The organism is Streptomyces roseolilacinus (genome assembly GCF_014649335.1).
Taxonomy (GTDB): Bacteria; Actinomycetota; Actinomycetes; order Streptomycetales; family Streptomycetaceae; genus Streptomyces; species Streptomyces roseolilacinus.
Map to the genome: position 1 here is coordinate 133,813 of NZ_BMSV01000012.1, position 14,416 is coordinate 148,228.

Annotated in this window: 10 protein-coding genes; 3 read left to right on the top strand and 7 right to left on the bottom strand. The window is 75.1% G+C overall.

The features are described 5' to 3' along the window. Positions 1-47: 47 nt before the first annotated feature. A complete protein-coding gene (locus IE106_RS25755) occupies positions 48-533 on the bottom strand; it encodes a glutathione peroxidase (RefSeq protein WP_189537610.1) in 486 nt (161 codons plus the stop codon). A 50-nt stretch (positions 534-583) separates the two neighbouring features. Here IE106_RS25755 and IE106_RS25760 point away from each other — a divergent pair, with 50 nt between their 5' ends. Further along, the gene (locus IE106_RS25760) at positions 584-799 is read left to right on the top strand and encodes a DUF6011 domain-containing protein (protein ID WP_189537712.1); all 216 of its coding nucleotides are present in this window, start codon (positions 584-586) and stop codon (positions 797-799) included. A gap of 49 nt (positions 800-848) precedes the next feature. On the opposite strand, the gene IE106_RS25765 is transcribed toward IE106_RS25760, so the two are convergent. Both IE106_RS25765 and IE106_RS25770 read right to left on the bottom strand, forming a co-directional pair. After that, positions 849-1,721: an acyl-CoA thioesterase gene (locus IE106_RS25765; RefSeq protein WP_189537611.1), complete on the bottom strand. Its 873-nt coding sequence runs from the start codon at positions 1,719-1,721 to the stop codon at positions 849-851. A gap of 73 nt (positions 1,722-1,794) precedes the next feature. Next, complete coding sequence (locus tag IE106_RS25770) at positions 1,795-4,368, bottom strand: DEAD/DEAH box helicase (RefSeq protein WP_373295980.1); 2,574 nt, start codon at positions 4,366-4,368, stop codon at positions 1,795-1,797. A 60-nt stretch (positions 4,369-4,428) separates the two neighbouring features. Here IE106_RS25770 and IE106_RS25775 point away from each other — a divergent pair, with 60 nt between their 5' ends. After that, the gene (locus IE106_RS25775; protein ID WP_189537613.1) at positions 4,429-5,220 is read left to right on the top strand and encodes a metal-dependent hydrolase; all 792 of its coding nucleotides are present in this window, start codon (positions 4,429-4,431) and stop codon (positions 5,218-5,220) included. 46 nt (positions 5,221-5,266) lie between these two features. Here the strand turns inward: IE106_RS25775 and IE106_RS25780 are convergent, their stop codons facing one another. Together IE106_RS25780 and IE106_RS25785 are read right to left on the bottom strand one after the other, a co-directional pair. Next, positions 5,267-7,054: an ABC transporter ATP-binding protein gene (locus IE106_RS25780; protein ID WP_189537614.1), complete on the bottom strand. Its 1,788-nt coding sequence runs from the start codon at positions 7,052-7,054 to the stop codon at positions 5,267-5,269. Further along, a complete protein-coding gene (locus tag IE106_RS25785) occupies positions 7,051-8,850 on the bottom strand; it encodes an ABC transporter ATP-binding protein (protein ID WP_189537615.1) in 1,800 nt (599 codons plus the stop codon). The genes IE106_RS25780 and IE106_RS25785 overlap by 4 nt, the downstream gene beginning before the upstream one ends. Before the next feature lie 198 nt (positions 8,851-9,048). Here IE106_RS25785 and IE106_RS25790 point away from each other — a divergent pair, with 198 nt between their 5' ends. Beyond that, the gene (locus IE106_RS25790; protein WP_189537616.1) at positions 9,049-10,662 is read left to right on the top strand and encodes a peptide-N4-asparagine amidase; all 1,614 of its coding nucleotides are present in this window, start codon (positions 9,049-9,051) and stop codon (positions 10,660-10,662) included. A 256-nt stretch (positions 10,663-10,918) separates the two neighbouring features. On the opposite strand, the gene IE106_RS25795 is transcribed toward IE106_RS25790, so the two are convergent. Next, entirely contained in the window at positions 10,919-13,858 is a 2,940-nt protein-coding gene (locus IE106_RS25795) for an FAD-binding and (Fe-S)-binding domain-containing protein (RefSeq protein ID WP_189537617.1), read from the bottom strand. 40 nt (positions 13,859-13,898) lie between these two features. Further along, positions 13,899-14,348, bottom strand: coding sequence for a MarR family winged helix-turn-helix transcriptional regulator (locus IE106_RS25800; RefSeq protein ID WP_189537618.1), 450 nt, complete (start codon positions 14,346-14,348; stop codon positions 13,899-13,901). Positions 14,349-14,416 lie beyond the last annotated feature (68 nt).

A 14,416-nucleotide genomic window follows, 5' to 3' on the forward strand; every position in this document is an offset into this window, starting at 1 on the left:
GCCGGCGCCACGTGTCCTGCGGCCGGGCGAGCGCCGGCCACCCGGCGTCAGGCGGGCAGCGCCGCCTCGATCGCGTCGACCAGCTCCGGGGCGTCCGGCTCCGTGCGCGGGCGGAAGCGGGTGACCCCGCCCTCCGGCGAGACCAGGAACTTCTCGAAGTTCCACTGCACGTCGCCCGCCTCGCCGTCCGCGTCCGCGACCCGCGTCAGCTCCGCGTACAGCGGGTGCCGGCCGGCCCCGTTCACGTCCGTCTTCTCCAGCAGCGGGAAGGACACCCCGTACGTCGTCGAGCAGAACGTCCGGATCTCCTCCGCGCTGCCCGGCTCCTGCCCGCCGAACTGGTTGCACGGCACGCCGAGCACGGTGAGGCCGCGCTCGCCGTACTGCTGCTGGAGCTTCTCCAGCCCGGCGTACTGCGGGGTCAGGCCGCACCGCGACGCCACGTTCACCACCAGCACCACCCGTCCCCGGTACTCCGCCAGGCTCGTCGGCTCGCCGGACAGGGTGCGCAGCGGGATGTCGTACAGGCTCATCGGCCCCTCCTCGTCGTCATCGGATCAGACGACAGGGTAGACACGTACCCATGAACGACCAGCCACTTCCGGACTGCGCCCCCGAGGAACCCGACCCGGAGGCGCCCGGCCGCCCGGCCGTGCGGTGCCGGCTGTGCGGGCGCCCGCTGACCGGCCGGGCCTCGCGCCGCACCGGCCTCGGCCCGGCGTGCGACGCCAAACTCCACCCGTCCCGCCCCGACATCCGCCCCCGCCGCCACGACGTGGAGCAGGAGCGCCTCTTCTAGGCCGTGCCCTCGAAGCGCCGTCCGCCGGGCGGGCGGACGACGTCCCTCCCTAGCCCAGCCGCCGGAACAGGCCCTCCTGGACCACCGACACGAGCAGCCGGCCCTCCAGGTCGTAGATCCGGCCCCGCGCCAGGCCGCGGCCGCCCGTCGCGATCGGGGACTCCTGGTCGTACAGGAACCACTCGTCCGCGCGGAACGGGCGGTGGAACCACATCGCGTGGTCCAGCGACGCCATGTCGAACCCGCGCGGCCCCCACAGCGGCTCGACGGGGATGCGGACCGCGTCCAGCAGCGTCATGTCCGACGCGTACGTCAGCGCGCACGTGTGGACCAGCGGGTCGTCGCCCAGGGGGCCCACCGCGCGCATCCACACGGCGCTGCGCGGGTCCGCGTCCTTGATCTCCTCGGCCGTCCAGCGCAGCCGGTCCACGTACCGGATGTCGAACGGCTGGCGCCGCGCCATCCGCTCCAGGGACTCCGGCAGCGACCCCAGGTGCGCGCGGATCTCGTCCACGACCGGCGGCAGCGACCGCGGGTCCGGGAAGTCCAGGCGCGGCGGCAGCTGGTGCTCGAACCCGGCCTCCTCCGGCTGGTGGAACGAGGCCGTCAGGTTGAAGATCGTCTTGCCGCGCTGCACCGCCGTGACCCGCCGCGTGGTGAACGACCGGCCGTCGCGCACCCGCTCCACCTGGTACACGATCGGCACGCCCGGGATGCCCGGACGCAGGAAGTACGCGTGGAGCGAGTGCACGGGGCGGTCGCCCTCCGTCGTGCGGCCCGCGGCGACCAGGGCCTGACCGGCGACCTGCCCTCCGAAGACCCGTTGCAACGACTCCTCGGGGCTGCGGCCGCGGAAGATGTTGACCTCGATCTGCTCCAGGTCGAGCAGGTCGACCAGTCTCTCGGCGGGGTTCGTCGTCATGGGATCTCCGGTTCTTCCTCTCACGAAGGGACGGTCGGAACGGTCGTGCGGAACGGCCCGGCGGGGCCGGAGGTCAGAACGGGCCCACGCCGGTGACCCGGACCACCGCCCGGCCCTCCTCGTCCGAGGCGGCCAGGTCGACCTCCGCGCTGATGCCCCAGTCGTGGTCGCCGTTCGGGTCGGCGAAGGTCTGCCGGACGCGCCACAGGCCGTGCTCCGGGTCCTCCTCGATGGACAGCAGCTTCGGGCCGCGCGCGTCCGGGCCCGTGCCCAGGTCGTCGTACTCGTCCCAGTACCCGTCCATCGCCTCGCCCCACGCGTCGGCGTCCCAGCCGGTCTCCCCGTCCAGCTCGCCCAGCTCCTCGAGCTGGTCCAGCGCGGCCAGCTCCACCCGGCGGAACATCGCGTTGCGCACGAGGACCCGGAAGGCGCGGGCGTTGGCCGTGACCGGCTTGACCTGGTCGGCCTTCTCCTGCGCCTCCTCGGCGGTCTCCACCTCCGGGTTGGCCAGCTGCTCCCACTCGTCGAGCAGGCTGGAGTCGACCTGGCGGACCATCTCGCCCAGCCAGGCGATCAGGTCCTGGAGGTCCTCGGTCTTCAGGTCGTCGGGGATGGTGTGGTCCAGCGCCTTGTACGCGCCCGCCAGGTACCGCAGCACGATGCCCTCGGTGCGGGCCAGCTCGTAGAACGAGGTGAACTCGGTGAAGGACAGCGCCCGTTCGTACATGTCGCGGATCACCGACTTCGGCGACACCGGGTGGTCACCGACCCACGGGTGCGACTTCCGGTACAGGTTGTACGCGTGCCACAGCAGCTCCTCCAGCGGCTTCGGGTACGACACCTCCTGGAGCCGCTCCATCCGCTCCTCGTACTCCACGCCGTCCGCCTTCATCGCCTGGACGGCCTCGCCGCGCGCCTTGTTCTGCTGGGCGGCGAGGATCTGCCGCGGGTCGTCCAGCGTCGACTCGACGACCGAGACCATGTCGAGCGCGTACGACGGCGACTCCGGGTCGAGCAGTTCGAACGCGGCCAGCGCGAACGTCGACAGCGGCTGGTTCAGCGCGAAGTCCTGCTGGAGGTCGACGGTGAGCCGGATCGTGCGGCCCTCCGCGTCCGGCTCGTCCAACTGCTCGACGACGCCGCCGTCCAGCAGCGACCGGTAGATCGCGATGGCGCGGCGGATGTGGCGCAGCTGGTTCCTGCGCGGCTCGTGGTTGTCCTCCAGGAGGTGGCGCATCGCCTCGAAGGCGTTGCCGGGCCGGGCGATCACGGACAGAAGCATCGTGTGCGTCACCCGGAACCGGGAGGTCAGGGGCTCCGGCTCGGACGCGATCAGCTTCTCGTACGTGTTCTCCGACCAGTTGACGAAGCCCTCCGGGGCCTTCTTGCGGACGACCTTGCGGCGCTTCTTCGGGTCGTCGCCCGCCTTCGCCAGGGCCTTCTCGTTCTCGATGACGTGCTCGGGCGCCTGCGCGACCACGAACCCGGCCGTGTCGAACCCGGCCCGCCCGGCGCGGCCGGCGATCTGGTGGAACTCGCGGGCGCGCAGCGTGCGCACCCGGTTCCCGTCGTACTTGGTCAGGGCGGTGAACAGGACGGTGCGGATCGGGACGTTGACGCCGACACCGAGCGTGTCCGTACCGCAGATCACCTTCAGCAGGCCGGCCTGGGCGAGCTTCTCCACCAGCCGCCGGTACTTCGGCAGCATGCCCGCGTGGTGCACGCCGATGCCGTGGCGGACGTACCGCGACAGGTTCCGGCCGAAGGCGGTGGTGAACCGGAAGTTGCCGATCAGCTCGGCGATCCGGTCCTTCTCCTCGCGCGTGCACATGTTGATGCTCATCAGCGACTGCGCCCGCTCGACGGCGGCCGCCTGCGTGAAGTGCACGATGTAGACCGGTGACTGCCTGGTCTGCAGCAGCTCGGTCAGCGTGTCCGTGATCGGTGTCGTCCGGTACTCGTACGACAGCGGCACCGGGCGCGTCGCCGAGCGGACCACGGTCGTGGGGCGGCCCGTGCGGCGGGTGAGGTCCTTCTCGAACATCGACACGTCGCCGAGCGTCGCCGACATCAGGACGAACTGCGCCTGCGGCAGCTCCAGCAGCGGGATCTGCCAGGCCCAGCCCCGGTCCGGCTCCGCGTAGAAGTGGAACTCGTCCATCACGACCTGGCCGATGTCGGCGTCCTTGCCGTCGCGCAGCGCGATCGACGCCAGCACCTCGGCGGTGCAGCAGATCACCGGCGCGTCGGCGTTCACGGACGCGTCGCCGGTCAGCATGCCGACGTTCTCCGTGCCGAAGAGCTTGCACAGGTCGAAGAACTTCTCCGACACGAGCGCCTTGATCGGCGCGGTGTAGAAGGTCACCTGGTCGTTGGCGAGCGCCGTGAAGTGCGCACCCGCCGCGACCAGGCTCTTCCCGGACCCAGTGGGGGTGGAGAGGATCACGTTGGCGCCGGACACCACCTCGATCAGCGCCTCCTCCTGGGCCGGGTAGAGCGAGATGCCCCGGCCCTCCGCCCATGACGAGAAGGCCTCGAAGAGGGCATCGGGATCGGCGGTCTGCGGCAGCTGATCGATAAGGGTCACGCCCCCATCTTGCCTGGCTTCCCCCGGGAAGCGGGAACCGGCCACCACCTGGAAGATCACGGGCGGTACCCTGTGCCGTCAACTCGGCTACACCATGGGAACACGGGGCGGGGCACACACATGATGGGACCGGCGCACTCACTCTCCGGGGCGGCAGCCTGGCTGGGGGTGGGCGCCGCGGCCACGGCCGCCGGGCACCCCATGCCGTGGCCGGTTCTCGTCGTCGGAGCGCTGATCTGCGCCGGGGCGGCCCTCGCCCCGGACCTCGACCACAAGTCGGCGACGATCTCCCGCTCCTTCGGGCCGATCTCCCGCTGGCTGTGCGAGGTCGTCGACAAGTTGTCGTACGCCGTGTACAAGGCGACCCGCACCCGGGCCGACCCGCGCCGCAACGGCGGCCACCGCACGCTGACCCACACCGCCCTGTGGGCGGTCGGGATCGGCGCGGGCGCCTCCGCGCTCGCCGCCACCGGTGGCCGCTGGGCGGTCCTCGGGCTCCTCTTCGTCCACCTCGTCCTCGCCGTCGAGGGCCTGCTGTGGCGGGCCGCCCGGGTCTCCAGCGACGTGCTGGTGTGGCTGCTCGGCGCGAGCTGCGCCTGGAACCTCGCCGGCATCCTGGACCAGCCCGGCAACGGCGCGAACTGGCTGTTCGAGGCGCCCGGCCAGGAGTACCTGTGGCTGGGGCTCCCCATCGTGCTCGGCGCGCTGGTGCACGACATCGGCGACGCGCTGACCGTGTCGGGCTGCCCCATCCTGTGGCCCCTCCCGGTCCGGCGGAAGCGCTGGTACCCGGTCGGGCCGCCGAAGGCCCTGCGGTTCAGGGCGGGCAGCTGGGTGGAGGTCAGGGTGCTGATGCCGGTGTTCATGGTGCTCGGCGGATTCGGCGGGGCGGTCGCGCTCGGCGTGATCTGAGCCCGCGCGCAGGGGACCTGACGCGGGGTCAGGCCCCTTCGCCCCGTCACGGCCGCCCGTGCCAGGACCGCCACAGCGCCGCGTACGCCCCGTCCGCCGCGACCAGCTCGTCGTGGCTGCCCAGCTCGCTGATCCGGCCGCCCTCGACCACCGCGATCAGGTCCGCGTCGTGCGCCGTGTGCAGCCGGTGCGCGATCGCCACCACCGTGCGGCCCTCCAGCACCCGGGCCAGGGACCGCTCCAGGTGGCGGGCCGCCCGCGGGTCGAGCAGCGACGTCGCCTCGTCCAGGACCAGCGTGTGCGGGTCCGCGAGCACCAGCCGGGCCAGCGCCACCTGCTGGGCCTGCGCCGGGGTGAGCGCCCGGCCGCCGGAGCCGACCTCCGTGTCCAGCCCGTCGGCCAGCGCCCGCGCCCAGCCGTCGGCGCCCACCGCGTGCAGCGCCGCCCACAGCTCCCCGTCGCCCGCGCCGGACCGCGCCAGCAGCAGGTTGTCCCGCAGCGACCCGACGAACACGTGGTGCTCCTGGTTGACCAGCGCCACGTGCTCCCGGACCCGCTCGGCCGGCATCCGCGCCAGTTCCGCCGAGCCCAGCGTCACCCGGCCGGAGCCCGGCGCGTAGATCCCCGCCAGCAGCCGGCCCAGCGTCGACTTGCCCGCGCCGGACGGGCCGACCAGCGCCAGCCGCGTCCCCGGCGGCACCTCCAGCGACACCCGGTGCAGCACGTCGGCGCCCTCGCGGTACCCGAAGCGCACCTCGTCCGCGCGCACGTCCCGCCCCTCGGGGCGCACCGATCCGTCCCCGGCGTGCGGCCCGATCTCCCGGACGCCGACGAGCCGGGCCAGCGACACCTGCGCGACCTGCAGCTCGTCGTACCAGCGCAGGATGATCCCGACCGGGTCCACCAGCATCTGCGCGAGCAGCGCGGCCGTGGTCAGCCGGCCCACGTCCAGCCGGCCCTCCAGCACGAGCACCCCGCCGATCAGCAGCACCGACGCGAGGACCGTGACGTGGGTGAGGCTGACCACCGGGAAGAACACCGACCGCAGGTAGAGCGTGTACCGCTCCCAGCCGATCCACTGCCCGATCCGCCGGTCCGACAGCGCCACCCGCCGCGCCCCCAGCCGGTGCGCCTCCACGGTGCGGCCCGCGTCGACCGTCTCGGTCAGCGCGGCGGCCACCGCCGCGTACCCCGCGGCCTCGGAGCGGTACGCGGCGGGCGCCCGCCGGAAGTACCAGCGGCAGCCGGCGATCAACAGCGGCGCCGCCACCAGCACCGCGAGCGCCAGCGGCGGCGCGGTCACCGCCAGGCCGCCCAGCAGCAGGCCCGCCCACACCACGCCGATGGCCAGCTGCGGCACGGCCTGCCGCATCGCCTCGGCCAGCCGGTCGATGTCGGTGGTGATCCGGGACAGCAGGTCGCCGGTCCCGGCCCGCTCCAGCACGCCGGGCGGCAGCCGCACCGACCGGACGAGGAAGTCCTCGCGCAGGTCGGCCAGCATCTCCTCGCCGAGCATCGCCCCGCGCAGCCGCACCAGCCGCACGAACAGCGTCTGCACGGCGAGCGCGGCGGCGAACAGCAGCAGCGTCCGCTCCAGGTGCGGCTCGCGCACCCCGGCCGAGATCCGGTCCACCAGCGACCCGAGCAGGTACGGGCCGACCATGGACGCGACGACCGCGACGGCGTTGACGGCCACCAGCACCGCGAACGCCGCGCGGTGCCGGCGCAGCAGCTCCCGCACGTACCCGCGGACGGTGTCCGGGCCCGCCACGGGCAGCGTCGTCGCGGACCGCGGGGCCGCCGGGTCGTACTCCGGCGGTGCCAGGCCGATCATGCGGACTCCTCGGCGTCGACGAGTTCGGGGGCCTTCGGGCCCGGGGTCCCGGCGGGTTCCGTGTCACGGGACACGACCGCCCGGTAGCGCGGCTCGGTGCGCAGGAGCTCCCGGTGGGTGCCCGCGGCGACCGCCCGGCCGCCGTGCACCAGCACCACCCGGTCGGCCACGTCCAGCAGCAGCGGCGAGGAGGCCAGCACGACCGTCGTGCGCCCCTCGCGCAGCCGCCGCACGCCCTCGGCGACCCGCGCCTCGGTGTGCGAGTCCACCGCCGACGTCGGTTCGTCCAGGACCAGCACCTCCGGGTCGGTCACCAGCGACCGGGCCAGGGCGAGCCGCTGCCGCTGGCCGCCCGACAGGGACCGCCCCCGCTCGGTGATCCGGGTGTCCAGGGGGTCGCCGCCCGGCTCCGGCGACGCCTGCGCCAGCGCCTCCAGCACGTCCCCGCACCGCGCCGCCTCCAGCGCCTCTCCCGCGCCGACCGCGCCGGACGACGGCACGTCCAGCAGCTCCCGCAGCGTCCCGGACAGCAGCACCGGCTCCTTGTCCTGGACCAGCACCGCCGTACGGGCCGCGTCCAACGGCAGCGCGTCCAGCGGGACGTCGCCCAGCAGGACCGGCACGTGCTCCTCGCCGGGCTCCGCCGGGTGCCCGCCCAGCCGCTCGGCGAGCCGCCCCGCCGCGTCCGGGTCGCCGCACACGACGGCGGTGAACCGCCCGGCCGGGGCCAGCACCCCGCTCGCCGGGTCGTACAGGTCCCCGCCCTCCGGCACGGACCGCGCGGCGTCCGTCCCCGGCGCGGTACGGGACAGCGCCAGCACCCGCGCGGCGCGCCGGGCCGAGGGCCGGGAGAACGAGTAGGCCATGGCGATCTCCTCGAACTGGCGCAGCGGGTGCTGGGTCAGCAGCACCGCGCCGTACACGGTGACCAGTTCGCCGACCGCGATCCTGCCGTCCAGCGCCAGCCGCGCCCCGTACACGACGACCCCGATCAGCAGCAGCCCCGGCAGCGCCACCTGGACGGCCGCGATCAGCGCCCACGAGCGGGCGCTGCGGACGGCGGCCCGCCGCACCTCCTGGGACACCGCGCGGTAGCGGCCGAGGAACAGCTCCTCGCCGCCGATGCCGCGCAGCACCCGCAGCCCGGCCACGGTGTCGGTGGCCAGCTCCGTCGCCCGCCCGGCCTTCTCCCGCTGCTCGTCCGCCCGCCGGGTCGCGCGGGGCAGCAGCGGCAGCGGCGCGAGCGCCAGCACCGGCACGGCCAGCGCGACGACGACGCCCAGCTCCGGCTCGTACAGGACGAGGCCCACGCAGACGGCGACCAGGGTGGCCGCCGCGGCGGCGAACCGGGACAGCGCCTCCACGAACCAGCTGATCTTCTCCACGTCCCCGGTGGAGACGGTGACGACCTCTCCCGCGGCGACCCGCCGGGTGAGCGCCGAACCGAGTTCGGCGGCCTTGCGGGCGAGCAGCTGCTGCACCCGCGTCGCCGCGGCGATCCAGTTGGCGACGGCCGTCCGGTGCAGCATCAGGTCGCCGAGGGCGAGGGCGCCGCCGCACAGGGCGATCACCCCGCCGGCGAGGGCGAGCCGGCCGCCCGAGCCGTCGACGACGGCCTGCACGGCGAGGCCGACGCCCAGCGGCAGCCCGACGATGCCCAGGTTCATCAGCAGGCCCCAGCCCAGGGAGGCCAGCTGGCCGCCGAGCCGGCGCGCGAGCAGCCAGAGCAGGAAGCGGGAACCCGAGCGGACGTCGGGTTCTCCGGGGTCGGCGTACGGAAGGTGACGGAGCGGCATGACGTCCCAGGCATCTCGGCGGTCGGACTGCGAAGCGGGAGGGGCGGGCCGTCGCGGCGACGGCGAGGCGAAGACGTGTCAGGTTGGCCCCGCCGCCCCGTCCGGGGCAATCGGTTTTCCCGCGGGGCGCACGGAACAGGCCGGTGTCCCGGATCCGCCCCTGGCGCCGGGCCCGCCCCCGCGCTTCACTCCCTCCCCATGAGACGACGCAGAGTCATGAGCACGATTATCTGTGGGGTGCTCGCCGCCGGTGTCCTGTCCGGCGGGCCGCCGGCCGCCGCGACGGCCGAACGGGCCGAGGTACCCGCGGAGTTCGGCAGCGACTGGCACGACCCGGTGACCGCCGCGCCCCCCGTGCGCCGGCCGGAGGGCGTGCCCTCCTGCGAGGTGACCGTCGTCCGGGCGCAGTTCCGCGACTTCACCCCCTACCGTGGCGCCTACACGCCACCCGACGGCTGCGGCAGCCGGTGGAGCGCGGTGGTGCTCCGGCTCGACGGCCGCGTCGAGGGACGCCAGTACGACCGGCTCGGCCACCTCGCCATCGGCGGCGTCGAGGTGTTCCGCACCTCCACGCCGCAGCCCTCGCCCGACGGCATCGCCTGGTCGGTGGAGAAGGACGTCACCCGGTACGGCGACACGCTGCGCCGGCCGCAGCCGGTCGAGATGCTCATCGGCAACGTCGTGGACGACACCCACACCGGCGTCATCGACGTCACCGTCACCCTCACCTTCCACGCCGCCCGCGGCGCGGCGGAACCCGACCCGGCCACCACCCCCGACCGGGTCGTCCCCCTCGGGGCGGCCGGCACGCTCACGACCCCGCGCAACACCGAGCGCATCCTCGCCGAGGTCCACGCCACCGGCTCGGGCGGCGGCTGCGAGGAGTACTGGTACCTCACCGTCCCCACCGGGGCGCCCTACTCCTGCACCGCCGACGGCGGGCCCCACCGCGAGGTCCGCATCAGCGTGGACGGGCGGACCGCCGGCATCGCGGCCCCCTTCCCGACGGTCTGGACGGGCGGCTGGTCCAACCCCTTCCTCTGGTACGTGATCCCCGGCCCCCGGGCCCTCGACGCCGCCCCCGTCGTCTACGACCTGACGCCCTTCGCCGGACTCCTCAACGACGGCCGCCCGCACCGCGTCGAGGTCTCCGTCGCCGGCGTCCCGGCCGGGCGGCCCGGCTGGAGCACCCCCACCAACCTGCTGCTGTGGCAGGACGAGGGCCGCGCCGTCGTCACCGGCGCCCTCACCCGCCACGAGGACGGCGGCCCCGACGGCGAGTCCCTCCACACCCCCGGCTCCCCGCACCGCCTCGACACGACCGCCGCCCACCGGCTGACCGTCGCCGGGTACGTCGACACCTCCCACGGCCGGGTGACCACCACCGTCACCCGCGCCCTCGCCCACACCTCCGTCCACCGCTGGGGCGACGGCGAGAACCCCGACGCCCTCGACGCCACCTGGACCGACCACGAGACGGTCACCGCGGGGGGCACGACCACCCGCACCCGGCGCACGTACACGATGGACGGCGAGACGACGCTCGGCGAGGGCGACCGGCTCCGCACGGTGCTGTCGCTCGGGGACCGCGTCCACACCGTCTCCGCGCGCGGCGGCAGGACGCTGTCCTGGTCGCGGCTCGACGACACGTACGCGGGCGACGCCACGTACACGACCGGCGTGCCCCGGGACCGGCGCCACGCGGTGGGCACCTCCACCGAGCGGTACCGGCTCCACGGTTCCGCCGGCTGTCACGACCGCACCCTCGCCACGGCGCAGGGCACGGTGACGGAGGACCGCAGGCGCTGCTGACCCGCCGGCCCGTCCCGCCCCGGGGCGCCTTCGGCGGGGTGCCGGGAGGAACGGAAGCGCCCCGTGTCCGCGCGCGGTCGTCCTCCCGGCGCCCCCGCGCCCCTCCGGCGCCGGAGGGGCGCGGGAGCCCGCCGGTGCCGTCGGCCACCCCTCCGCGGGACGCTCCGGGCCCGCCCCGGACCGGTTCGCGCATCCCGGGAGGGACCCGGCCGGCCGGGCCGCGGGTGCGCGAGGGGGAGGATCGGCCGTCCGGGGCTCACGGGCGCGTGGCGCGCTCCAGTTCCAGGAGCACCGACCGGTAGGGGCGGCCCGTGGCGTGCTGCATCCCGATCTCGCACGTCCGGTTCGCGGACAGGTACGCGTCGAAGCCGCGCCCCCGCACCTCGGCCGCCTCGCGCGCCGTCGCCGCCTCGGTCAGCTCCCGGTGCAGTAGCCCCCGGTCGCCCGCGAAGGCGCAGCACCCCGCGTCGGCCGGGACGACCACCTCGTCCGCGCACGCGGCGGCGAGCGCGGCCAGCCGGCCGCCGACGCCCAGGTGCGCCATCGAGCACGTGGGGTGGACCACGGCGGAGCGCGCCGTCCGCCGCACGGTCAGCCCGGGCAGCAGGTGGTCGGCCGCCCACACCAGGGAGTCGTACACGGTCAGTCCGCCGTGCAGCTCCCGCGTCCGCCCGTCCAGGTGCGGCACGACCTCGCGGCCCAGCCCCAGCGCGCACGACGAGGCGTCCACGACCAGCGGCAGCAGCCCGCCGCCGGTCCACCCCCAGGCTGCCTCGACGATCCGCCGGGCCATCACGGCGGCGCCCTCCTCGTACCCCTTGGACGTCCAGATCGTCGCGCAGCACGTACCGCGCACGTCGCCGGGGATCCACACCGGCCGCCCGGCGCGCGCCGACAGCGCCACGACCGCCTCCGGGAGCGACGGCCCGCCCCGGCCGTCAGGTCCGCCGAACACCCGGTTGACGCAGGCCGGGTAGTACACGGCGGACGCCCCCGCCCGCGTCGTGCGGGGCAGCCGCGCGGGCGCCGCGTCCGGCAGTTCCGGCAGCCACTCCGGTACCAGGTCGGGGCGCACGGCCCTGCGCAGCGCGCCTGTCACCGCCCGCGGCAGCCGGCCGCCCGCGACCCGCCCCGCCCGGTACGCGGCGGCCACCGCGTACCGGGCCGCGCCCTCCACCGCCGTGAAGTTCCGCGCGGCCAGCGCCGCGGCCCGCTCCTCGCGCGGCGAGTGCCGCAGGTGCCGCAGCCGCTTCACCAGCGCGCCCGTGTCGATGCCGACCGGGCAGGCCGCCGCGCAGGACCCGTCGGCGGCGCACGTGTCCACCGCGTCGTACCCGTACTCCGCCACCAGCGCGTCCTCCACGTGCGAGCCGTGGCCCTGGCGGGCCATCTCGCGGCGCAGCACGATCCGCTGGCGGGGCGTCGTCGTCAGGTCCCGGCTGGGGCAGACCGGCTCGCAGAAGCCGCACTCGATGCACGCGTCGACCAGGGGCTCCACCGCCGGGACCGTCTTCAGGCCCCGCAGGTGGGCGCCCGGGTCCCGGTCCAGGACGACCCTCGGGGCCAGCACGCCGTCCGGGTCGAGAGCCCGCTTCGTGCGCCACATCAGCTCCGTGGCGCGCGGCCCCCACTCCAGCTCCAGGAACGGCGCGATGTTGCGTCCCGTCGCGTGCTCCGCCTTCAGCGAGCCGTCGAACCGTTCGACGGTCATCCGGCAGAAGGCGTCCATGAACGCCGCGTACCGTTCCACGTCCGCCGGGGAGGCCGGGTCGAACGCCAGCAGGAAGTGGAGGTTGCCGTGGGCGGCGTGCCCCGCCACCGCCGCGGTGAAGCCGTGCTCCGCCTGGAGGTCCAGCAGGGCGCCGCACGCCTCGGCCAGCCGGGCGGGCGGCACCGCGAAGTCCTCCGTGACCAGGGTCGTCCCCGGCGGGCGGGAGCCCCCGACGGCCGTGACGAACGCCCTGCGGGCCTTCCAGTACCCGGCGATCGTCCCCGGGCGGCGGGTGAAGGCGTTGGTCACCGAGGGGACCGGCGCGATCGGCTCCAGCGCGTCCAGCACCTCCACCGCCGCCCACTCCTGGGCCTCCAGCGCCGCCGCGTCCGGGGCCCGGAACTCCACCAGCAGCGCCGCGCAGGCGCGGGGCAGGTCCGCCCAGTCGGCGGGCACGCCGGGCACGGCGGCGCAGGCGCGCAGCGTGTTGCCGTCCATCAGCTCGACGGCGAGCGCCCCCGCCGCGGCGAACCGGGGCACGGCGGCCGCGGCCGCCCGCAGCGACGGGAAGAACAGCAGTCCCGCCGACACCGCCCGGTCCAGCGGCAGCGTGTCCAGGACGACCTCGGCGATGAACCCGAGCGTGCCCTGCGAGCCGACCATCAGCCCGCGCAGGATCTCCGCGGGCGTCGCCCCGTCCAGGAACGCGTCCAGCCGGTAGCCGTTGGTGTTCTTGATCCGGTGCTTGGCGCGGATCCGGGCCGTCAGCTCCGCGTCCGCCTCGATCCGCGCCTTCAGGTCGAGCAGCGCCCCGCACAGCTCGGGCTCCGCGCGGGCCAGCTCCTCGTCGGCGGCCGGGTCGCCCGTGTCGACGACGGTGCCGCTCGGCAGGACCACCGTCAGCGACGCCACGGTCCGGTAGGCGTTGCGCGTGGTCCCGGCGGTCATGCCCGACGCGTTGTTGGCGACGACCCCGCCGACCGTGCAGGCCGCGGCGCTCGCCGGGTCCGGGCCGAGGACCCGCCCGTACGGCGCGAGCGCGGCGTTCACCCGGGCGACGGTCGTACCGGGCCGGACGCGCACGCGGGCACCCCCGTCGAGGACCTCGACGCCCTCCCAGTGGCGCCGCACGTCCACCAGGACGTCCTCGCCCTGGGCCTGCCCGTTCAGGCTCGTGCCGGCCGCGCGGAAGACCAGTTCGCGGCCCCTGCCGCGCGCGTACGACAGGATCGCCGAGACGTCGTCCACGTCCTCCGCCACCAGCACCACCTGCGGCACGAACCGGTAGGGGCTGGCGTCGGAGGCGTAGCGCACCAGGTCGGAGACGCGCGACAGCACCTTGCGGGGGCCGAGCACCGCGACCAGCTCGTCGCGCAGTCCCGACGGCGTGCCGCGCGCCGTCGGGTCGGGCAGCCGGTCGGGGGAGGGCGTCCGCCCGGGATCGCCCGGGCGCAGGGGGTCCGGCTTCGGCTCCGGCAGCGGCATGTCACGTCCCCTCGACGGTGCGCGCAGGGCGCACGGCGGCTCAGCAGCGCCGCTCCGGCATCCCGTCGACCAGAGCGGACAGCAGCCCGCCGAGCACCTCGCGCTGCTCGGCGGTCAACGGGGCCAGGATGTCCTCCGCGGCGGCCCGGCGCGCGCTCCTCAGCAGTCTCAGCGTGGCGCGCCCCTCGTCCGTGAGCTCGATCCGGATGACGCGGCGGTTGGCCGGGTCGGGGACGCGGCGCACCCGGCCGCCCGCCTCCAGCCCGTCGACGAGGCTGGTCACCGCCCGGGGGACGACCTCCAGCCGTTCGGCGAGGTCGGCCATGCGGGGCGGCCGCTCGTAGTGCGCGACCGTGCGCAGGAGCCGCAGCTGCGCGGGCGTGATGCTGACGTCCGCGGCCTCCAGCTGCCGCTGCTGGCTGCGGCGGAGGCGGCGGGTCAGCCGCAGCAGCTGCTCGGCGAGCAGGCCGTCGGCGTCGGGTGCGTTCATAATCGGAAGGGTATCAGGACCACGCTCATTGTGAAGTGAGGTAACAATGAGCTAAGCTCTGCGTCGCA

Coding starts and splice junctions, on each gene's coding strand:
- IE106_RS25755 (WP_189537610.1), bottom strand. CDS start 533: ATGAGCCTGTACGACATCCCGCTGCGCACCCTGTCCGGCGAGCCGACG.
- IE106_RS25760 (WP_189537712.1), top strand. CDS start 584: ATGAACGACCAGCCACTTCCGGACTGCGCCCCCGAGGAACCCGACCCG.
- IE106_RS25765 (WP_189537611.1), bottom strand. CDS start 1,721: ATGACGACGAACCCCGCCGAGAGACTGGTCGACCTGCTCGACCTGGAG.
- IE106_RS25775 (WP_189537613.1), top strand. CDS start 4,429: ATGATGGGACCGGCGCACTCACTCTCCGGGGCGGCAGCCTGGCTGGGG.
- IE106_RS25780 (WP_189537614.1), bottom strand. CDS start 7,054: ATGATCGGCCTGGCACCGCCGGAGTACGACCCGGCGGCCCCGCGGTCC.
- IE106_RS25785 (WP_189537615.1), bottom strand. CDS start 8,850: ATGCCGCTCCGTCACCTTCCGTACGCCGACCCCGGAGAACCCGACGTC.
- IE106_RS25790 (WP_189537616.1), top strand. CDS start 9,049: ATGAGACGACGCAGAGTCATGAGCACGATTATCTGTGGGGTGCTCGCC.
- IE106_RS25795 (WP_189537617.1), bottom strand. CDS start 13,858: ATGCCGCTGCCGGAGCCGAAGCCGGACCCCCTGCGCCCGGGCGATCCC.
- IE106_RS25800 (WP_189537618.1), bottom strand. CDS start 14,348: ATGAACGCACCCGACGCCGACGGCCTGCTCGCCGAGCAGCTGCTGCGG.